The sequence below is a fragment of the Aeromonas sp. INTO2 genome (assembly GCF_049860605.1).
Lineage (GTDB): Bacteria > Pseudomonadota > Gammaproteobacteria > Enterobacterales > Aeromonadaceae > Aeromonas > Aeromonas caviae.
Genome location: NZ_CP187588.1, coordinates 3,806,567 through 3,825,664, shown reverse-complemented (window position 1 = coordinate 3,825,664; position 19,098 = coordinate 3,806,567). Strand labels below are relative to the sequence as shown.

Genomic DNA, 19,098 nt, shown 5'->3' with positions numbered 1-19,098 from the left:
TGAAAAAACTGGGGGGTTAAGACAAAAAAGGGTGGCTTTCGCCACCCTGTCGTTTTCGCCGGTGTCGGGGCAGTGCCCCGTCGGATCACGGGTCTGCTTCGGCAAACCGCTTCATTACGTCGACTTACTGCTTTGCTTCTGCGAACTGATTGATCATCTCGACTTACTGGTCTGCTTCGGCAAACGGCTTCATTACTTCGATTTACTGGTTTGCTTCTGCGAACTGCTTCATCACCTCGGCGTGCTTGATCATGCCGTCGGCACGCAGACCAAGGTTCTTCACGAACTCCGCCTTCTTGGCCGGATCTTCAATCTTGTCGTAGCGCTGTTGCAGATGGGCCTGGATCTGTTCCGGGGTCATGTTCTTCATGCGGGCCATCTTGTCGTGGCGGCCGCCATGATGCTTGCCGCCCATCATGCCGGTACCGTCCATGGGGCAACCGGTCGCCGTGGCCTGGGTCGGTTGCGCGGTGGAGACCGCCTCGCTGGCGGCATAGGCGCCCAGCGGCAGGCCGAGGATCAGGGTGGCGGTCAGCAGGGTCTTGGTCAGCTTTTTCATGGGTAACTCCTGTCGGATGTGTACGGGTAGAGGCTCTTTCGCCTTGGTATCCAGTAAACACCGTGGAAGTGTCTGAAATTTGCCAGTAGAAGCCTATTTTGTAGCAGAGTGTGGCACAGGGGCGTGCTGGCACACTTTGACACAACCCGCCCGGTTGATTTTCGTATAATCGCCCCAGCCCGATAACGGAGAAATGATGATGAACCAAGGCAGCCCTCATATTCTGGTGGTCGATGACCACAGCGAGATCCGCGATCTGCTCAAGCGCTTTCTGGAGCAGCATGGCATGCGCGTCAGTTGCGCCCGCGATGGCAAGGAGATGAAGCGGCTGCTGGATGAGCGGGAGTTCGACCTGCTGGTGCTGGATCTGATGATGCCGGGGGAGGATGGCCTCACCCTGTGCCGCGAGCTCAGGGTCAAATCCCGTCTGCCGATCATCATGCTGACCGCCATGGGGGAGGAGACGGACCGCATCATCGGCCTGGAGATGGGGGCGGACGACTACCTCTCCAAGCCGTTCAACCCGCGGGAGCTGCTGGCCCGCATCAAGGCGGTGATGCGCCGCACCCAGGTGGAGAGCCTGCCCGTGCCGGAGACCTTGACCCGGGATCTGCGCTTCGATCGCTGGCTGCTCGACGTCAATCGCCGTGAGCTGGTGGACGAGGAGGGGGTGGGGATGAGCCTCTCCACCGCCGAGTTCGATCTGCTCAAGGTGTTTCTGGAGCGGCCCCAGCGGGTGCTGAGCCGGGATCAGTTGCTGGATCTGGCCCGTGGCCGGGAGGCGGTGGCCTTCGATCGCGCCATCGATACCCTGGTGAGCCGACTGCGGCGCAAGCTGGAGCGGGATCCCAAGAATCCCGAGCTCATCAAGACCATCTGGGGTGGCGGTTACCTGTTCGCCGCCGACGTGACCCAGGAGTGAGGCCGACATGATCAAGCGCGTCTTCGCCAGGCTGCTGCCCAAGGGGTTGACCGGCCAGATAGTGCTGGTGGCCCTGGCGGGGCTGGTGCTGATCCAGCTGCTCAGTATCCAGATCTACCGTTCGGACAGGGAGGAGGCCCTCGGTTACGTCAACAGCCGCAACGCCATGCAGCGGATCATCTCCGTGGTGCGCCTGCTCTCCCTCTCTCCTCCTTCCCTCTATCACGAGATCCTCAAGGCAAGCCGCAGCGAGACCCTGCTGCTGCGTCTGGCCGACGAGCCGTTGCAGCCGGACAACCGCAGCCCCCGCTTCGAGAAGCTGGTGCGGGCCAAGCTCGGCTATCCATCCTCCCTGGCGGTGGAGATCAGCGCCGAGCTGAAGCAGGACATCCAGCGCAGCCGGGCCTGGCAGCACCACAACCGCATGATGAAGGATCGCAACGGCATGCCGCCGCCCCAGGACATGCGGCTCTACGGCTCCATCGAACTGCCCAACGGCGGCTGGCTCCAGTTCAGCTCCCTGGTGGACAAGGAGACGGCGAGCTGGTCCTGGCAGACCACCCTCAACCTGCTGCTGGTGGCGAGCCTGGTGATCGGCCTGATGATCTGGCTGTTCCGCCGGGCAACCCGTCCCCTCAAGCAACTGGCCGCCAACGCCGACAGGCTGGGGCGTGGTGAGGACATCGAACCCCTGCGGGAGGAGGGGCCCACCGAGATCCGCGAGTCCATCCAGGCCTTCAACCGGATGCACACCCGGCTCGATCGCTTCGTGCAGGACAGAACCCGGATGCTGGCCGCCATCTCCCACGACCTGCGCACCCCCATCACCAGCCTGCGGCTGCGCAGCGAGTTTTTGGCGGACGGGGAAGACAAGGAGCGCTTCCAGCAGACCCTGCAGCAGATGGAGCAGATGCTGGCGGCGACCCTGAGCTTTGCCCGGGAGGAGGGGCAGCAGGAGGCGACCCGGGAGCTGGATCTGGTCAGCCTGCTGGAGAGCCTGTGTGACGACTATGCCGACATGGGCCAGCCCGTCACCTGCCTGGCCGAGGGCAAGCAGGTTTACGCCTGCCGCGCCAACACCCTGCGCCGGGTGCTGCAAAACCTCATCGGCAACGCCATCAAGTACGCAGGGGGGGCCGAGGTCTCGCTGGTGCGCGGTGACGGCGAGTTGCTGATCCTGGTTCGCGATCAGGGGCCGGGGATTGCGGAGAGCCAGCTGGAGGAGGTGTTCAAGCCCTTCGTGCGCCTGGATGAAGCCCGCAACACCGAGTCTGGCAGCGTGGGACTGGGGCTCGCCATCGCCCGCACCCTGGTGCACCAGCACGGCGGTGAGCTCAGCCTTCACAATCGCCAGGAGGGGGGGCTGGAGGCGCGGATCAGCCTGCCCCTGTAAGGAACCTGACCAGGAAATGGGGCACCACCAGGGTGCCCTTTTTGCTGGCCGTGGCGAGAGGGAAGCAGGGCAACACGCCGGTCACCCGGAAACGGGCAACAAAAAACCCGCCGAAGCGGGTTTTTTCAATTCTTGCTGAGGCCCTTGCCCAAAGAGGGGAAGGTGCTCCGGCTTGAATTACTGCGGAACGACGTTCGCAGCAGCCGGGCCTTTCTGGCCTTGCTCGATGGTGAACTCAACGCGCTGACCTTCTTCCAGGGTTTTGAAACCGTTGGACTGGATGGCGGAGAAGTGAACGAACACGTCTTTGCTGCCGTCAGCCGGGGAGATGAAACCGAAGCCTTTCTCGGCGTTGAAGAATTTTACGGTACCAGTCATTTTGGACATGATAATTTCCTTGAGTAGTGATTAGTGAAACGCCACCGGAGCGGCAATCCATGATTTTTCGTCAGAAATACGTATGGGGAGCACTAAAGAAGGAGAATTATCTGGCAAGAATTATCGGGGATAACTGCCTGCACAAATCACTGCTTTAAGATGACTGCCTAACATAATCAGGTCTGAACTACCGAACCATCGAAAACGATTAGAACACGCACACCCTGTCATGGCAATCTTTATCTTGGTATTCGTTTAAGTCAGTGATGGCTGGATAGGCGTTTTATCCGGGTGTGCATCAGCTGCCAGGCGCCTCCTGCTGCCCTTTTCAGGGAGATGACATGACGCTCTGCCAGCCCCCTTTTTTGCAGCAGCGTCATCTGCGAGCATTCATGCTGCCGTTACCGTCTGCCACGGTATTTGTTGCTGACGGAATCGGACCAGTTGAAGGTGTCGGGCAGTACTTGGGCACTGGCTCGCTCCTTGGCTTTCTCCCGCGCCAGTGCGGATGCCGCCTTGGCGGCCTGGGCGCGATCGGCGGCGATCTTCTGGCGTCCTGCCTCACGGATCTTGTTGCGCTCCCCGTTGGTCAGGGTGTGATCGGCATTGGCCTGGGCCTTTTGCACCAGCAGGGCAATCTCGGCTTTCTCGGCCTCGGTCAGATCCTTCATTTCCAGCTTCTTCATGACGCGCTCCTGCGATCGTTGAATGCCCACCCTAACACACATCCATCGGAGACAGGCTGACCATCCGTCCCCGGATGCCAAAAGTGTCGCTCGGTCGTCATTTCCGAGGGGAGCACGCGACGGGAACGCCTGGCTGACAGGCGTTCCCGGGAGGCTGGATCCCGGCGGAAGATTGGGAGTATGCTGAGGCCAGTGCGATCCCCGATCGTCACTGTTGGCGTACTGAAATCCACGATTCGGCTGACATGCTGGAACACCCGTTCCAACTGTCCAGGTAACCTTTTTGGAGTCTGATGATGAGCAACAAAGAACAGCATCACGGCAAAGATGCCAAGAAAAAACCGCAGATGTCACTGAAAGAGAAACGCGAAGCCAAACGTCAGAAAGCAGAGCTGAAAAACGGCAGCGCGATGAAGTAACGCTCCATCCACTGCGGCTCCCCGGAGCCGGTATCAAGCCAGTCCATCATGGGCTGGCTTTTTTGTCTCCGGCAGTAGAGGTGGTGCCATAGGCTGCAAAGATCCGCTCATAGCGCCCGTCCGCCTTCATCTTGGCGAGCTGTCTGTCGAACCATTGCCGGTGGCCCGCCTCGCGAAAGGCGAAGTGGTAGTGAGTCGGGGGGAAGAGGTCGTGCTGTCTGACCTTGTCCTTGGGATAGCGGTCGCCCTCCTGGTCATCCCCGAGCAACTGCGCCAGATAGTAGTAGAACACCCGCTGTTCCAGGATCACGGCATCGGTGCGCCCGAGCAGGAGCCGCTGTACCTGTCCCTCCTGCCTCGCCACCTCTTCATAACGGGGATTCTGGTCGACGATGTCGGAGAAGGTCGTTCCCAGGATCTGTCGTGCACGCTGGAAAGCACTGACTCGCAGGGTCTGCAAATCCTTCATGGTGTGGACTGCCGTCGGCGCCAGGGTGAAGACCCGGTTGTGGAAGGTGATCACCGGCTGTGAGAGGTAGGCACTTTCCAGCATGCCGGGTTTGACGTTGATGATGGCGTCCAGCTTGCCTTCCTCCAGCATCCTGAAGGTGCGCTCCAGGGGAAGATAGACGACCTGCAGCTCATGGGGGCTGCCTGCGAAGGCCTCTCGCATGAGATCGAGTTCGATGCCCCTGTCTTCGTGGCTGATGACATAGGGAGGAATGGCAAAGCTGACTCCCACCCGCAGCGGCTCCGCGGCAAGGTGGCCGCCGAACATCAACAGGGCGAGGCACAGCAGACGACTCAAGTGGTTCATGCAGGTTCCCGAAGGGAGAAATCGTCTCGATGATAGCCACAAGCCTGGACGAAGAGGACGTAAAGCGCGGGAAAGTGGCAGCAACATGGTCGTCGGGGGAGGTGAATGCGTCAGAAACAGGTAAAAAAAGGCCCTGATGAATCAGGGCCTGCCGCAGGGGATCAGAAGGGTTAGCGTCACCTGATAAGAGGCAATTCTAAATATAATCAATATATTTCAACATGATAATGACATTTTCATTATTATTGTCAATTATTTTGTTAGGTTTCCCACGGTGTGGAAAGGAAAACTTTACACTTTTGGGCCACGGCTCAACATGAGCACATTTATAGTTGTCTCGCCAGAACGGTTTCTTTTGACGCTGTCCCAATTACGTGTTGAAAGGCTAATCTTGAAGTAGGCCATCACCTTGAGGTCTACCATCATGGATACCCCTGCCTTTCAACACCTGTTATCCCTCTTTCCACAGCTTACCCAGCGCCAGCGTCGTGTTGCCCAGCAGCAGCTCACGGCGCCACAAGCCATTACCTCGCTCAATACCCAGTTACCGGCATGCAGCGGTTGCCCTCATTGTCAGGCCGATGTCTCCCAGCTGGCGCCTTGGGGATGGAGTCGGGGATTGCGCCGCTAGGGGAGCCCGCAGAATTCGGAAAAAATCGTACGCTAAGGTTTTCCGGGCATCCGTAAGGGCCGAAACTTCCCGTCTTCCAGTCTGCGGCTCTGCCGCCAGACGTAATCGCCGGTTAGGTTGATGTGCTCCCAGCCCAGCGGCGACAGGAATTGCAGCAGCTCGCCGTCCACCGGCTTGCCGGCCTCGACCAACCCCTGGGTGGCGCGTTCCAGGTACACCGTGTTCCACAGCACGATAGCCGCCGTCACCAGGTTGAGGCCGCTGGCCCGGTAGCGCTGCTGCTCGAAGCTCCGATCCCTGATTTCCCCAAGGCGGTTGAAGAACACCGCCCTGGCCAGCGAGTTGCGCGCCTCACCTTTGTTCAGGCCGGCATGCACGCGGCGGCGCAGTTCAACACTTTGCAGCCAGTCCAGGATGAACAGCGTGCGCTCGATCCGGCCCAGCTCGCGCAGGGCCACGGCCAGTCCGTTCTGGCGCGGGTAGCTGCCGAGCTTGCGCAGCATCAGCGAGGCGGTGACGGTGCCCTGCTTGATCGAGCTGGCCAGGCGCAGGATGTCGTCCCAGTGGGCACGCACGTGCTTGATGTTCAGGGTGCCGCCGATCAGCGGGCGCAACGTCGGGTAGGCTTGCACGCCCTGCGGCACGTACAGCTTGGTTTCGCCGAGGTCGCGGATGCGCGGCGCGAAGCGGAAGCCTAGCAGGTGCATCAGGGCAAAGACGTGATCGGTGAAGCCGGCCGTGTCGGTGTAGTGCTCCTCGATCCGCAGGTCGGACTCGTGGTACAGCAGGCCGTCGAGCACATAGGTGGAATCGCGGACGCCGACATTCACCACGCGGGTGCTGAACGGCGCGTACTGGTCGGAGATATGGGTATAGAACAGCCGTCCCGGCTCGCTACCGTACTTCGGGTTGACGTGCCCGGTGCTCTCGCCCCGGCCACCCGCGCGGAAGCGCTGGCCATCGGAGGATGAGGTCGTGCCGTCGCCCCAGTGGGCGGCAAAGGCGTGGCGATACTGGTGGTTGACCAGCTCGGCCAAGGCCGCCGAATAGGTTTCGTCGCGGATGTGCCAGGCTTGCAGCCAGGACAGCTTGGCGTAGGTCAGGCCGGGGCTCGACTCGGCCATCTTGGTCAGCCCGAGGTTGATCGCATCACCGAGGATTGCGGACAGCAGCAACGTCCTGTCTTTGGCCTCGGCCCCGTCCTTCAAGTGGGTGAAGTGGCGGCTGAAGCCCGTCCAGTCGTCCACGTCCATCAGCAGTTCGGTGATCTTGATGCGCGGCAGTAACTGGCTGGTTTGGTCGATCAGCGCCTGCGCCCGATCCGGCACCGCCGCATCCAGCGGGGTGATTTTCAGCCCTGACTCGGTGAGGATGGCATCGGGCAGCTCGTTGTCCTTGGCCAGGCGGGTGACGGTGGCCAACTGCTCGTCCAGCAGCTGCAAACGCTCTTCCAGGTACTGGTCGCTGTTCGGGTTGATCGCCAGGGGCAGGGCCTGCTCGCGCTTGAGTGCGGCGAACTTCTCGGCCGGCAGCAGGTAGTCGTCGAAGTCGCGGAACTGCCGCGAGCCCTTGACCCAGATGTCGCCGGAGCGCAGGGCGTTCTTCAGCTCGGACAGGGCGCAGATTTCGTAGAATTTCCGGTCGAGGCCTTCCGGGGTGATCACCAGCGGCTTCCAGCGCGGCTTGATGAAGGCCGTGGGTGCATCGGCCGGCACCTTGCGCAGGTTGTCGGCGTTCATCTCACGCAGGGTCTGCACGGCTGCCAGCACGCCTTGCGCGGCCGGCGCGGCGCGCAGTTCCAGCACCTCCAGCAAGGCCGGCGTGTAACGGCGCAGGGTGGCGAAGTTCTCGCCGACCAGGTGCAGGTGGTCGAAGCCTTCCGGCCGGGCCAGCAGCTCGGCCTCGCTGACGCTCTCGGTGAACTCGTCCCAGGGAATCACCGCCTCGATGGCGGCATAGGGGTCGCTGCCGCTTTCCTTCGCTTCCAGCAGCGCCTGGCCGATCCTGGAGTACAGGCGCACCTTGTCGTTGATCGCCTTGCCCTGCTTCTGGAACTGCTGCTGATGCTTGTGCTTCGCGCCGCTGAACAGCTTGACCAGGATGCGGTCATGCAGATCGACCAGCTCATCGATCACGGTCGCGGTGCTCTCCAGCACCACGGCGGCCAGGGTCGCGTAGCGGCGCTGCGGCTCGAACTTACCGAGGTCTTTGGGCGTCATCTGCCCACCCTCGCGGGCCAGCTTGAGCAGGCGGTTCTGGTGGATGTGCCGGCCCAGGCCTTCGGGCAAGTCCACCAACTGAAATGTCTTCAGCCGCTCGATGTGTTCCAGCATGTGCCGAGAGTTGGGTTTCAGCGGTGCCTGGCGCAGCCAGGTCAACCAGGTGATGCTGCTGCCGGCCTTGAGCTTCAACAGCTCGTCCAGCTTGGCCCGATGCGAGTCCGTGAGTGGTTCGACCAGGGCGCGGTAGACCCGCCGATTGGCTCGCGCAATGGCTTCCGAGCAGGCCCGGTCAATCACGCTCAGCGCCGGCAGGATGCGTCGTTTCTGCCGTAGGCTCTCCAGGGCCTGACCGGCCAGCAGCAAGCCTTTGTCGGTCTGCTGGGCCAGCTCGGTTAGCTCGCGCACCAGGGCGCGGAAGTCGGACAGGCCGAACGGGGCCAGTTGCAGGTAGGTGCGCAGTTCCTGGGCATGCTCGCGACGGGTCACGTCGCGCTCGCCGTACTTTGCCCAGCTCGCCGGCTCGGCCTGGACTTGCTTCGCCACCCACAGGATGACCGGCTCGGGCAGCTCGCTGTCGGTTCCCAGCGCGTAACCGGGGTAGCGCAGCAGGCAGAGCTGCACGGCGAAGCCGAGGCGGTTGGCGTCGCCGCGTCGCTGGCGGATCAGCGACAGGTCGGAGTCGTTGAAGGTGTAGTAGCGGATCAGGTCATCCTGGCTTTCCGGCAGCGCAAGCAGGGTGTCCCGCTCCGTGGCCGAGAGGATCAAGCGACGCGGCATGTGTCAGTCGTCCGTGCGGAGGTACTGGTAGAGGGTTTCCCGGCTGATGTTGAACTCGCGGGCAAGCTGCGCCTTGGGCTCGCCGGCCGTCGCTCGCTGCCGCAGGGTAGCAGCCTGCTCATCGGACAGGGCTTTCTTGCGGCCCCGGTACGCGCCACGCTGCTTGGCCAAGGCGATGCCCTCACGCTGCCGCTCGCGGATCAGGGCGCGCTCGAACTCAGCGAAGGCCCCCATCACCGACAGCATCAGGTTGGCCATCGGCGAGTCCTCGCCAGTGAACACCAGGCCCTCCTTCAGGAACTCGATGCGCACGCCGCGCTGAGTCAGCTTCTGTACCAAGCGACGCAGGTCATCGAGGTTGCGGGCCAGCCGATCCATGCTGTGCACCACCACTGTATCGCCTTCGCGGACGAAGCTCAGCAGCGCTTCGAGCTGGGGGCGCTGGGTGTCCTTGCCCGATGCCTTGTCGGTGAACACCTTGCTCACCTGGGTTTGTTCCAGCTGGCGTTCCGGGTTCTGGTCAAAGCTGCTGACCCGGACGTAGCCGATGCGGTGCCCCTGCACGATGTCTCCTTGGTTGAAGGCGGCTTAAGTGCACTTTCTGTTCCGTTGTGCCTCAAAGCCCATTTCTGTCAGGCTGAAATCTATAACCTTCGCGGGCATGTGTCAAAAAATGGGAAAGCAGACTCTATTCTGACTGTCGTTTTCAGAAGACGGCTGCACTGAACGTCAGAAGCCGACTGCACTATAGCAGCGGAGGGGTTGGATCCATCAGGCAACGACGGGCTGCTGCCGGCCATCAGCGGACGCAGGGAGGACTTTCCGCAACCGGCCGTTCGATGCGGCACCGATGGCCTTCGCGCAGGGGTAGTGAATCCGCCAGGATTGACTTGCGCTGCCCTACCTCTCACTAGTGAGGGGCGGCAGCGCATCAAGCGGTGAGCGCACTCCGGCACCGCCAACTTTCAGCACATGCGTGTAAATCATCGTCGTAGAGACGTCGGAATGGCCGAGCAGATCCTGCACGGTTCGAATGTCGTAACCGCTGCGGAGCAAGGCCGTCGCGAACGAGTGGCGGAGGGTGTGCGGTGTGGCGGGCTTCGTGATGCCTGCTTGTTCTACGGCACGTTTGAAGGCGCGCTGAAAGGTCTGGTCATACATGTGATGGCGACGCACGACACCGCTCCGTGGATCGGTCGAATGCGTGTGCTGCGCAAAAACCCAGAACCACGGCCAGGAATGCCCGGCGCGCGGATACTTCCGCTCAAGGGCGTCGGGAAGCGCAACGCCGCTGCGGCCCTCGGCCTGGTCCTTCAGCCACCATGCCCGTGCACGCGACAGCTGCTCGCGCAGGCTGGGTGCCAAGCTCTCGGGTAACATCAAGGCCCGATCCTTGGAGCCCTTGCCCTCCCGCACGATGATCGTGCCGTGATCGAAATCCAGATCCTTGACCCGCAGTTGCAAACCCTCACTGATCCGCATGCCCGTTCCATACAGAAGCTGGGCGAACAAACGATGCTCGCCTTCCAGAAAACCGAGGATGCGAACCACTTCATCCGGGGTCAGCACCACCGGCAAGCGCCGCGACGGCCGAGGTCTTCCGATCTCCTGAAGCCAGGGCAGATCCGTGCACAGCACCTTGCCGTAGAAGAACAGCAAGGCCGCCAATGCCTGACGATGCGTGGAGACCGAAACCTTGCGCTCGTTCGCCAGCCAGGACAGAAATGCCTCGACTTCGCTGCTGCCCAAGGTTGCCGGGTGACGCACACCGTGGAAACGGATGAAGGCACGAACCCAGTGGACATAAGCCTGTTCGGTTCGTAAACTGTAATGCAAGTAGCGTATGCGCTCACGCAACTGGTCCAGAACCTTGACCGAACGCAGCGGTGGTAACGGCGCAGTGGCGGTTTTCATGGCTTGTTATGACTGTTTTTTTGTACAGTCTATGCCTCGGGCATCCAAGCAGCAAGCGCGTTACGCCGTGGGTCGATGTTTGATGTTATGGAGCAGCAACGATGTTACGCAGCAGGGCAGTCGCCCTAAAACAAAGTTAGCCATTAAGGGAGTTAAATTGAAAATATCATTGATTTCTGCAGTGTCAGAAAATGGCGTAATCGGTAGTGGTCCTGATATCCCGTGGTCAGTAAAAGGTGAGCAACTACTCTTTAAAGCGCTCACATATAATCAATGGCTCCTTGTCGGAAGAAAAACATTTGACTCTATGGGTGTTCTTCCAAATCGCAAATATGCAGTAGTGTCAAAGAACGGAATTTCAAGCTCAAATGAAAACGTCCTAGTTTTTCCTTCAATAGAAAATGCTTTGAAAGAGCTATCAAAAGTTACAGATCATGTATATGTCTCTGGCGGGGGTCAAATCTATAATAGCCTTATTGAAAAAGCAGATATAATTCATTTGTCTACTGTTCACGTTGAAGTCGAAGGTGATATCAAATTCCCTATAATGCCTGAGAATTTCAATTTGGTTTTTGAACAGTTTTTTATGTCTAATATAAATTATACATACCAGATTTGGAAAAAAGGCTAACAATGCGTTGCAGCACCAGTCGCTTCGCTCCTTGGACAGCTTTTAAGTCGCGTCTTTGTGGTTTTGCTGCGCAAAAGTATTCCACAAAGCCGCAACTTAAAAGCTGCCGCTGAACTTAACGTTAGATGCACTAAGCACATAATTGCTCACAGCCAAACTATCAGGTCAAGTCTGCTTTTATTATTTTTAAGCGTGCATAATAAGCCCTACACAAATTGGGAGATATATCATGAAAGGCTGGCTTTTTCTTGTTATCGCAATAGTTGGCGAAGTAATCGCAACATCCGCATTAAAATCTAGCGAGGGCTTTACTAAGCTTGCCCCTTCCGCCGTTGTCATAATCGGTTATGGCATCGCATTTTATTTTCTTTCTCTGGTTCTGAAATCCATCCCTGTCGGTGTTGCTTATGCAGTCTGGTCGGGACTCGGCGTCGTCATAATTACAGCCATTGCCTGGTTGCTTCATGGGCAAAAGCTTGATGCGTGGGGCTTTGTAGGTATGGGGCTCATAATTGCTGCCTTTTTGCTCGCCCGATCCCCATCGTGGAAGTCGCTGCGGAGGCCGACGCCATGGTGACGGTGTTCGGCATTCTGAATCTCACCGAGGACTCCTTCTTCGATGAGAGCCGGCGGCTAGACCCCGCCGGCGCTGTCACCGCGGCGATCGAAATGCTGCGAGTCGGATCAGACGTCGTGGATGTCGGACCGGCCGCCAGCCATCCGGACGCGAGGCCTGTATCGCCGGCCGATGAGATCAGACGTATTGCGCCGCTCTTAGACGCCCTGTCCGATCAGATGCACCGTGTTTCAATCGACAGCTTCCAACCGGAAACCCAGCGCTATGCGCTCAAGCGCGGCGTGGGCTACCTGAACGATATCCAAGGATTTCCTGACCCTGCGCTCTATCCCGATATTGCTGAGGCGGACTGCAGGCTGGTGGTTATGCACTCAGCGCAGCGGGATGGCATCGCCACCCGCACCGGTCACCTTCGACCCGAAGACGCGCTCGACGAGATTGTGCGGTTCTTCGAGGCGCGGGTTTCCGCCTTGCGACGGAGCGGGGTCGCTGCCGACCGGCTCATCCTCGATCCGGGGATGGGATTTTTCTTGAGCCCCGCACCGGAAACATCGCTGCACGTGCTGTCGAACCTTCAAAAGCTGAAGTCGGCGTTGGGGCTTCCGCTATTGGTCTCGGTGTCGCGGAAATCCTTCTTGGGCGCCACCGTTGGCCTTCCTGTAAAGGATCTGGGTCCAGCGAGCCTTGCGGCGGAACTTCACGCGATCGGCAATGGCGCTGACTACGTCCGCACCCACGCGCCTGGAGATCTGCGAAGCGCAATCACCTTCTCGGAAACCCTCGCGAAATTTCGCAGTCGCGACGCCAGAGACCGAGGGTTAGATCATGCCTAGCATTCACCTTCCGGCCGCCCGCTAGCGGACCCTGGTCAGGTTCCGCGAAGGTGGGCGCAGACATGCTGGGCTCGTCAGGATCAAACTGCACTATGAGGCGGCGGTTCATACCGCGCCAGGGGAGCGAATGGACAGCGAGGAGCCTCCGAACGTTCGGGTCGCCTGCTCGGGTGATATCGACGAGGTTGTGCGGCTGATGCACGACGCTGCGGCGTGGATGTCCGCCAAGGGAACGCCCGCCTGGGACGTCGCGCGGATCGACCGGACATTCGCGGAGACCTTCGTCCTGAGATCCGAGCTCCTAGTCGCGAGTTGCAGCGACGGCATCGTCGGCTGTTGCACCTTGTCGGCCGAGGATCCCGAGTTCTGGCCCGACGCCCTCAAGGGGGAGGCCGCATATCTGCACAAGCTCGCGGTGCGACGGACACATGCGGGCCGGGGTGTCAGCTCCGCGCTGATCGAGGCTTGCCGCCATGCCGCGCGAACGCAGGGGTGCGCCAAGCTGCGGCTCGACTGCCACCCGAACCTGCGTGGCCTATACGAGCGGCTCGGATTCACCCACGTCGACACTTTCAATCCCGGCTGGGATCCAACCTTCATCGCAGAACGCCTAGAACTCGAAATCTAACGTCCGTTCGGGCATCGAGGTCCATGTCGGGGTGGGACGGGCCCGTGGCTTCAAGATCACTTGCAGTCCGACCGCGATGTCTTGGTTGCGCGAGAGGTTGTCGACAGGCCATGCTGAGTGTGCGATGGTTGATCGCTTCCTCGCCGCTCTCCACGGCGACGATGGCCGCCGCCATCAGCAAGTGCGCCAGTTCCCCTATGGTGCCCTCGCTGCGTGTGAGCAGGTAGCGAGCCATGTCCAGCGTGGCAATTGGGGAAGGCCGGCGCAGCGGGAGCGAAGCGGCGAAGCTGGCCAGCAGTGAGCAGCAATCGTCGTTGGCCTCCCATACCGGCAGCATCATCGGCTCGAAGCGATTTTCCAACTGGTCATCGGAGCGGATGGCTAGGTAGGCGTCGCGCGTGCCTACCCCAACCAACGGGATGCGCAGTTCGTTGCCGAGGAAGCGCAGCAGGTTGAGGAATTCCCGGCGGTTGACGCTGTTGCCGGCCAGCACGTTGTGCAGCTCGTCGATCACCAGCATGCGCACGCCGACCTTGCGCAGCAGTGCCAGAGCCAGTTGCTCCATTTCCGGCAACCGTGGGCGTGGGCGCAGCGGCGCGCCCATCGCGGCGAGCAGCGCGACGTAGAAGCGGATCACGGACGGCTCGGACGGCATCTGCACGACCAACACCGGGATGTGCTCCTGGTCGGCGTCGGAGCTGGCCGGGTGGGTGCGGCGGAACTTCTCGACGATCATCGACTTGCCATTGTTGGTCGGGCCAACCAGCAGCAGGTTGGGCATGCGTTGCTTGTTTGGCCACGCATAAAGGGCTTCCAGCCGGTTCAGCGCCTCGACTGCGCGCGGATAGCCGATCCAGCGGTCGGCGCGAAGGCGCTGGATGCGCTCGTCCGCCGGAAGACGGGCCAAGCCCTGGGCCGCCGGCAGCAGGTGGGACAGGTCGATGATGGGATATTCGTCCACGGCTACCACTCCTCAATCTGGTCGAACGGTTTGGCGGGTGGCAAGTTGTCTGCCTGCGGGTCGGCAATATCCGTATCCGGCGGAACGGGCTTGTCCGGCCGAGCTGATGTCTTGAGGTGCTGGCGGCGATCCGCGTCACGCCGCGCCTTGCGTGTGGCCTTCTGCGCGCTGGTCACAATCTCACGCATCTGGCCGATCATGCGGAACAGCGCCGACTCATCCACCTGTTCGCGCCCTTGCTGCCGCAGTTTCGCCAGCGCCTGCCGTTGTTCCCAGAGGGTGACAGCCGGATGCGACAAGGTACGGTAGGGAATTTCCAGGTAATGCTGTCCCTCCGGTTCCAGGACCCAGATACGGCTGATGTCGCGCGGATCGCGCCGGATCAGAAAGGACGGCCAGCGTTCACGCCGCGCAATCCACGGCTTGAGCGCATCGGCGTAGTAGTGGATGTGGTCGATGACAAAGCCGGTGCGGGTCAGCGTGCGCCGGAGGATCGGCAGAAAATCGACCAGGAACGAAGTAGCGCGTGTGACGACGGCCGGTACGCCGACACGCGCCACGGCCTCGGCCCAGCGCGCGGCCGGCGGTTGGAGCAGGCCGTTGTGCACCGAACCGTGGTAGGTGCCGACCGCCAATGTGAGCCAGCGCTCTAGCTCGCGCAGCGTCAGGGCGGCCTTGTTTTCGGAATCGTAGTCGCCGCGCTGGTCAGGGTTGGAGAAGGTCGTTCCCGGCAGTTCGTCGTGAATCATCTGCATCGCCGTGCCGATGATCCGTTCCACGATGCCGCCATAGTGCGGCTGTCCCAGCGGGCGATAGTCCAGCCGGATGCCATGCTGCTCGCAACCCCGGCGCAGGGCCTCGCTCTTGAACTCGGCCGCGTTGTCTAGGTAGAGCAGCAAGGGCTTGCCGCTCATCTGCCAATCCATTTCCACGTTCAGTCCTTCCAGCCAAGGGCGCTTGTCGCAGGCGACATGCACGAGGCACAGGCCAACCGAAACGGCAGACGGCGCTTCCAGCGTGACGACCATGCCGAGCACGCAGCGGGTGAACACGTCGATGGCGAGGGTCAGGTACGGGCGGCCAATAGGTTGCCGGTCGCGGTCATCGACCACGATCAGGTCGATGACCGTATGGTCTATCTGCACCTGCTCCAGCGGCGCGGTCACGGCAGGAGGCTCGCCGCCCACACCTTGTAGGTCACGAGCGGCATCCTGGCCTTCCCGCCGGCGGATGACCTTGCGCGGGTCAAGGCTAGCGATCCGTAAGGCCACGGTATTGCGCGCCGGCACTCGCAGTTTTTGAGCCTTGCACACCTGAGTGACTTCGCGGTGAAAGGCCGCTAGGCTGCGCTTCTGCTTGGTCAGGAACCGCTTTTGCAGTAGCTCGTGGATGACGCGCTCGACCGGTTCCGGCAAGCGCCCCTTACCTTTACCTCCACCGGACTGGCCGGGCACCAGATCCGTCACGAGGCCGCTGCCTTGCCGGGCACGCCGGATCAGAACGTATACCTGGCGCCGAGACAAGCCCAGCGCCTGAGCCGCCATATCGGCCGCTTCGTGCCCGACCGTCTCCGACTGCGCCAACGGACTGATGATCTCCGCACGACGGCGCGCACGCTCCCAAGCCTCATCAGGCAGAGTGGCCACGCCTTGTTCTGGAATCCGTGGGGTGTCCGTCGCCATGCTCACCTCGCTTTGGTGCACACGAGTATTGAGCATAGTCGAGATTGGTGCAGATCACTTCTGATATTGAACTGTCAGGAGCTGGCTGCACAACAGCCATTACGCCCAATCAACTGGTGCAGTCGTCTTCTGAAAATGACACTGACGAAGCGGCGCGGCCCTGCCTGACATCAAATTAGGGTATAGCCTAGATTGACATGCGCGATGCAACCCTTAACTTGCTTGCACCTATCGTTTCCATGCTAGCTTTATCGTAACGCTCAAGAAATTGGGCTTAATGCCGAAAACAATAAAATAAAACAGCCAACCCTTGAGGTTCTTATGCGCCAGAATTTACCAGTGACGGGTGCGTATTCCGGCGAAGTTGAACAGCCATTCCGGCCAACGTGAACACCCTGATCCTTAACGCGCTCACGTCACCCCGTTTCTAACTCGAGTGTTCAGATTGGGTCAACTCACTTCTCCTCTTTCTCATCGATTCTCCCTTCAGTGACAGCCGGTGAGCGTTGTGCATCAGCCGGTCCAGGATCGCATCTGCCAGAGTGTTGTCCCCCAAGCTCGCGTACCACTCTTCCGTTGGCAGCTGACTGACCACGACCGTCGAGTATTTCCCGTACCGATCATCCATGATCTCCAGCAGGGCGTTGCGCTGCTCGGCATTCACCGCTTCCAGTCCCCAGTCATCCAGGATCAGCAGCTCTATCCTTGCCAGTTGACCCAGCAGTCTGGCGTAACTGCCATCTACCTTGGCCTGGCTCAGCTCAAGTAGCAGACGCGGCAGCCGGTAGTAACGAGTGCTGTGCCCCTGCTGACAGGCTTGGTAGCCCAGCGCACAGGCTAGGTAGGTTTTTCCGCAGCCACAGGGGCCGGTAATGAGCAGGTTCTGGCCCCGGCGCAGCCACTCTCCTTGGGCCAGGTTTGCCACCTGTGACCGCTCCAGGTTGCGTGCAGACTGGTAGTCCACCTCTTGCACCGTGGCCTGGAGTTTGAGCCTCGCCTGCTTGACCAGCCGAGCTTGTTTACGCTGCTCCCGGCTCAGTTGTTCGTGTTCGACCAGCAGGCTTAGCCGCTCGATGAAGGGCAGCCCTTCGTAGGTACTTGCCTGTTCCAGTTGTTGTTGCACGGCATCCGCCATGCCAGTCAGTTTCAGGTGTCTCAAGCGGGTCAGCGTTTGTTGGGTCATGGGTTTTTTCCTCGTTAGTGGAAGCTCTGGGGGCCGCGGATGTTCTCGTGCTCTTGCGGCAGTTCTGGATAACTGAGCGGACTTGCGGGCAGTTGGTCGCGGCCACTGGTCAGCACCGACTTGAGCTGCTTGAGCCGCACCAGTCCTTCCCGGTTGGCCAGCTGGCAACAGCCTTCGACTCGTGATGGCGGATACTCCCGGCTAAGACTCAGCAGTCCCAGGCAGAGTCGGTATGCCTGCTCGGCATGGGCTTTCTCTGCCAGCCGTTCGCTAACCCAGCACAAGGTGCCCGGTCCGATGTCGGCAGCCCACTGCTTAAGACGCCCTGGCGTCCAGCGTTGCTGCTTGCTGTGACGTTCCGGCATGTGCTCAGGGAGTGTGCTCATCCCCGGGATGGTTTTACGCGGATGGCTCGCGACCAGCTGTTGCTGGTGATAGACCTGAAGCAGGGTATCGCCCGCATGGAGCTCCAGTTGCTGACCCACATACTGGTGCGGCACCGAGTAATGGTGCTGCTCATAACTGACGTGATAGTCGATGTTGACCTTGACCGTTTTGATGGCGACATAGCGATAGGGATGCACCGGTAGTGACCCCAGTGCCGGGCGGTCCAACTGCTCAAACGCCTCGCGTCGGTTACCGGGCAGCTGCTTGAACGGGCGCTCGTTGAGCTCATTCAACAAAGCCCGGATGCACTGGTTTAGCTCGGCAAGCGAGAAGAAGGTCTGATGGCGTAGACGAGCCAGGATCCAGCGCTCGACGATCTGCACACCCACCTCGGCCTTGGCTTTGTCCTTAGGCTTGTAAGGGCGAGCTGGCATCACCGCCACCTGATAGTGCTCGGCCAACTGCTGGTAGCTGGGGTTGAGCTCGGGATCGTATCGGCAAGCCTTGCTGACACCGCTCTTGAGGTTGTCGGGGATCAGCAGTACCGGTGTCCCGCCGAAAAACTCAAAGGCACGGACATGGCTTTGCAGCCAGTCCGGCAGTGACTGGGACCAGGTGGCCTCGGCAAAGGTGTAGTTGGACGCACCGAGCACGGCGACAAAGACTTGTGCCTGACGGACCTCACCCGTAGTCGGCGACACGATGGGCACCGTGGGCCCGCAGTAGTCGATAAAGAGCTTTTCCCCCGCCTTGTGGATCTGGCGCATGGAGCGCTTTTGCAACTGACACCAGGACTTGTAACGGTCACAGAACTGGGAGTAGCTGTAACAGCTATTGGGATAGCGCTGGGTGTACTCCTCCCAGAGCAGCTGTTTGGAGACCCCCTTGCGCTTGAGCTCCTGATGGACAGAGGGCCAATCCGGCACAACATGGCGGGCCGAGATGGTGGTATCGGCCTGCGGATAGAACAGGGCAGCCAGTCGGCCATCATCAAGCTCGGTAGGTAAGGGCCAGGTAAGGCCGAGCGCCTGGGCACTTTTGAGGAGTTTCTGGATGGAGCCGACACTGACCTTGGTACAGATACTGATTTGGCGAACAGAGAGGTCAGCTTCCAGCCGCAGTCGCAGCACTTCACGAATTTTACGCATTGCAATCCTCTTGGCAGACATAGGCTCTTCCCTGGCAAAAGGGAGAGCGTATCAAAGGTTTTTAAATCAATGCGTTAAGGATGATTCCGGTGAATGTGAACAGTGATTCCGGGATGTTGAACACTGTTTCCGGAAAGGAGGGGCGAAGTGTTCAGGTTGAACCGGAATGAGCGTTCACATTGGTCCGGAAATGGTGTTCACGTTGAATCGGAATTGGTGTTCATGATCGGCCGGAATATGCAACGGGTCGAAACTTAGGGAAGGTGCGAATAAGTCATATGGCACGAGAGCATTTACTGGTAACCCATTGATATTAAATGACTAAAATTTTCATTTTTTGTTCGTGGGAT

General features: G+C 60.2%; 18 protein-coding genes and 1 pseudogene. 8 read left to right on the top strand and 11 right to left on the bottom strand.

The annotated features are described in order from the left end of the window. Positions 1 to 202: 202 nt before the first annotated feature. Entirely contained in the window at positions 203 to 559 is a 357-nt protein-coding gene (locus tag ACPW74_RS18130) for a hypothetical protein (RefSeq protein WP_010675900.1), read from the bottom strand. Between the two features lie 199 nt (positions 560 to 758). Between ACPW74_RS18130 and ACPW74_RS18125 the strand changes: the two genes are divergently transcribed. Both ACPW74_RS18125 and ACPW74_RS18120 read left to right on the top strand, forming a co-directional pair. Then, a complete protein-coding gene (locus tag ACPW74_RS18125; RefSeq protein ID WP_069651538.1) occupies positions 759 to 1,481 on the top strand; it encodes a response regulator in 723 nt (240 codons plus the stop codon). 7 nt (positions 1,482 to 1,488) lie between these two features. Next, positions 1,489 to 2,874: an ATP-binding protein gene (locus ACPW74_RS18120; RefSeq protein WP_010675898.1), complete on the top strand. Its 1,386-nt coding sequence runs from the start codon at positions 1,489 to 1,491 to the stop codon at positions 2,872 to 2,874. Between the two features lie 177 nt (positions 2,875 to 3,051). Here the strand turns inward: ACPW74_RS18120 and cspE are convergent, their stop codons facing one another. Next, positions 3,052 to 3,261 (bottom strand): transcription antiterminator/RNA stability regulator CspE, encoded by a 210-nt coding sequence (cspE, locus tag ACPW74_RS18115; RefSeq protein WP_010675897.1) that lies wholly within the window; start codon positions 3,259 to 3,261, stop codon positions 3,052 to 3,054. A gap of 392 nt (positions 3,262 to 3,653) precedes the next feature. Further along, on the bottom strand, positions 3,654 to 3,938 hold the full coding sequence (yjbD, locus tag ACPW74_RS18110) for a DUF3811 domain-containing protein (protein WP_042879473.1): 285 nt from the start codon (positions 3,936 to 3,938) through the stop codon (positions 3,654 to 3,656). A gap of 296 nt (positions 3,939 to 4,234) precedes the next feature. Here yjbD and ACPW74_RS18105 point away from each other — a divergent pair, with 296 nt between their 5' ends. Then, a complete protein-coding gene (locus tag ACPW74_RS18105; RefSeq protein WP_010675895.1) occupies positions 4,235 to 4,357 on the top strand; it encodes a hypothetical protein in 123 nt (40 codons plus the stop codon). Positions 4,358 to 4,403: 46 nt separating this feature from the next. Here the strand turns inward: ACPW74_RS18105 and ACPW74_RS18100 are convergent, their stop codons facing one another. Further along, complete coding sequence (locus ACPW74_RS18100) at positions 4,404 to 5,174, bottom strand: substrate-binding periplasmic protein (protein ID WP_041214049.1); 771 nt, start codon at positions 5,172 to 5,174, stop codon at positions 4,404 to 4,406. A 424-nt stretch (positions 5,175 to 5,598) separates the two neighbouring features. On the opposite strand from ACPW74_RS18100, the pseudogene ACPW74_RS18095 reads away from it, so the two are divergent. Then, positions 5,599 to 5,802, top strand: a pseudogene (locus ACPW74_RS18095) (IS1595 family transposase); the annotation flags it as partial. Between the two features lie 35 nt (positions 5,803 to 5,837). Here ACPW74_RS18095 and ACPW74_RS18090 read toward each other — a convergent pair. The 3 genes from ACPW74_RS18090 to intI1 all read right to left on the bottom strand — a co-directional run bounded on the left by ACPW74_RS18090 (position 5,838) and on the right by intI1 (position 10,718). After that, positions 5,838 to 8,804 carry a Tn3-like element TnAs1 family transposase gene (locus ACPW74_RS18090; RefSeq protein WP_001138014.1) on the bottom strand — a complete coding sequence of 989 codons (2,967 nt, stop codon included), beginning with the start codon at positions 8,802 to 8,804 and terminating at the stop codon, positions 5,838 to 5,840. A 3-nt stretch (positions 8,805 to 8,807) separates the two neighbouring features. Next, the gene (locus ACPW74_RS18085) at positions 8,808 to 9,368 is read right to left on the bottom strand and encodes a recombinase family protein (protein WP_001161490.1); all 561 of its coding nucleotides are present in this window, start codon (positions 9,366 to 9,368) and stop codon (positions 8,808 to 8,810) included. A gap of 336 nt (positions 9,369 to 9,704) precedes the next feature. After that, positions 9,705 to 10,718, bottom strand: coding sequence for a class 1 integron integrase IntI1 (gene intI1, locus ACPW74_RS18080; protein ID WP_000845048.1), 1,014 nt, complete (start codon positions 10,716 to 10,718; stop codon positions 9,705 to 9,707). Between the two features lie 157 nt (positions 10,719 to 10,875). On the opposite strand from intI1, the gene dfrA17 reads away from it, so the two are divergent. The 4 genes from dfrA17 (at position 10,876) to ACPW74_RS18060 (ending at position 13,387) form a co-directional block, all read left to right on the top strand. Continuing rightward, entirely contained in the window at positions 10,876 to 11,349 is a 474-nt protein-coding gene (dfrA17, locus tag ACPW74_RS18075) for a trimethoprim-resistant dihydrofolate reductase DfrA17 (protein WP_001389366.1), read from the top strand. A 229-nt stretch (positions 11,350 to 11,578) separates the two neighbouring features. Further along, positions 11,579 to 11,926, top strand: a complete 348-nt coding sequence (locus tag ACPW74_RS18070) for a quaternary ammonium compound efflux SMR transporter QacE delta 1 (protein ID WP_000679427.1) — start codon at positions 11,579 to 11,581, stop codon at positions 11,924 to 11,926. After that, complete coding sequence (gene sul1, locus ACPW74_RS18065; RefSeq protein ID WP_000259031.1) at positions 11,920 to 12,759, top strand: sulfonamide-resistant dihydropteroate synthase Sul1; 840 nt, start codon at positions 11,920 to 11,922, stop codon at positions 12,757 to 12,759. The genes ACPW74_RS18070 and sul1 overlap by 7 nt, the downstream gene beginning before the upstream one ends. 127 nt (positions 12,760 to 12,886) lie before the next feature. Beyond that, positions 12,887 to 13,387, top strand: a complete 501-nt coding sequence (locus ACPW74_RS18060) for a GNAT family N-acetyltransferase (protein WP_000376623.1) — start codon at positions 12,887 to 12,889, stop codon at positions 13,385 to 13,387. Here the strand turns inward: ACPW74_RS18060 and ACPW74_RS18055 are convergent. The 4 genes from ACPW74_RS18055 to istA form a co-directional block, all read right to left on the bottom strand. After that, positions 13,356 to 14,348 carry a TniB family NTP-binding protein gene (locus ACPW74_RS18055; RefSeq protein ID WP_001381192.1) on the bottom strand — a complete coding sequence of 331 codons (993 nt, stop codon included), beginning with the start codon at positions 14,346 to 14,348 and terminating at the stop codon, positions 13,356 to 13,358. The genes ACPW74_RS18060 and ACPW74_RS18055 overlap by 32 nt on opposite strands. 2 nt (positions 14,349 to 14,350) lie before the next feature. Further along, entirely contained in the window at positions 14,351 to 16,030 is a 1,680-nt protein-coding gene (locus ACPW74_RS18050) for a Mu transposase C-terminal domain-containing protein (protein WP_000179844.1), read from the bottom strand. Positions 16,031 to 16,457: 427 nt separating this feature from the next. Then, positions 16,458 to 17,213: an IS21-like element ISAs29 family helper ATPase IstB gene (gene istB, locus ACPW74_RS18045; RefSeq protein ID WP_000194037.1), complete on the bottom strand. Its 756-nt coding sequence runs from the start codon at positions 17,211 to 17,213 to the stop codon at positions 16,458 to 16,460. Between the two features lie 14 nt (positions 17,214 to 17,227). Then, the gene (gene istA / locus ACPW74_RS18040; RefSeq protein WP_111809685.1) at positions 17,228 to 18,769 is read right to left on the bottom strand and encodes an IS21-like element ISAs29 family transposase; all 1,542 of its coding nucleotides are present in this window, start codon (positions 18,767 to 18,769) and stop codon (positions 17,228 to 17,230) included. Positions 18,770 to 19,098 lie beyond the last annotated feature (329 nt).

Coding starts and splice junctions, on each gene's coding strand:
- ACPW74_RS18130 (WP_010675900.1), bottom strand. CDS start 559: ATGAAAAAGCTGACCAAGACCCTGCTGACCGCCACCCTGATCCTCGGC.
- ACPW74_RS18125 (WP_069651538.1), top strand. CDS start 759: ATGAACCAAGGCAGCCCTCATATTCTGGTGGTCGATGACCACAGCGAG.
- ACPW74_RS18120 (WP_010675898.1), top strand. CDS start 1,489: ATGATCAAGCGCGTCTTCGCCAGGCTGCTGCCCAAGGGGTTGACCGGC.
- cspE (WP_010675897.1), bottom strand. CDS start 3,261: ATGTCCAAAATGACTGGTACCGTAAAATTCTTCAACGCCGAGAAAGGC.
- yjbD (WP_042879473.1), bottom strand. CDS start 3,938: ATGAAGAAGCTGGAAATGAAGGATCTGACCGAGGCCGAGAAAGCCGAG.
- ACPW74_RS18105 (WP_010675895.1), top strand. CDS start 4,235: ATGAGCAACAAAGAACAGCATCACGGCAAAGATGCCAAGAAAAAACCG.
- ACPW74_RS18100 (WP_041214049.1), bottom strand. CDS start 5,174: ATGAACCACTTGAGTCGTCTGCTGTGCCTCGCCCTGTTGATGTTCGGC.
- ACPW74_RS18090 (WP_001138014.1), bottom strand. CDS start 8,804: ATGCCGCGTCGCTTGATCCTCTCGGCCACGGAGCGGGACACCCTGCTT.
- intI1 (WP_000845048.1), bottom strand. CDS start 10,718: ATGAAAACCGCCACTGCGCCGTTACCACCGCTGCGTTCGGTCAAGGTT.
- ACPW74_RS18070 (WP_000679427.1), top strand. CDS start 11,579: ATGAAAGGCTGGCTTTTTCTTGTTATCGCAATAGTTGGCGAAGTAATC.
- sul1 (WP_000259031.1), top strand. CDS start 11,920: ATGGTGACGGTGTTCGGCATTCTGAATCTCACCGAGGACTCCTTCTTC.
- ACPW74_RS18060 (WP_000376623.1), top strand. CDS start 12,887: ATGGACAGCGAGGAGCCTCCGAACGTTCGGGTCGCCTGCTCGGGTGAT.
- ACPW74_RS18050 (WP_000179844.1), bottom strand. CDS start 16,030: ATGGCGACGGACACCCCACGGATTCCAGAACAAGGCGTGGCCACTCTG.
- istB (WP_000194037.1), bottom strand. CDS start 17,213: ATGACCCAACAAACGCTGACCCGCTTGAGACACCTGAAACTGACTGGC.
- istA (WP_111809685.1), bottom strand. CDS start 18,769: ATGTCTGCCAAGAGGATTGCAATGCGTAAAATTCGTGAAGTGCTGCGA.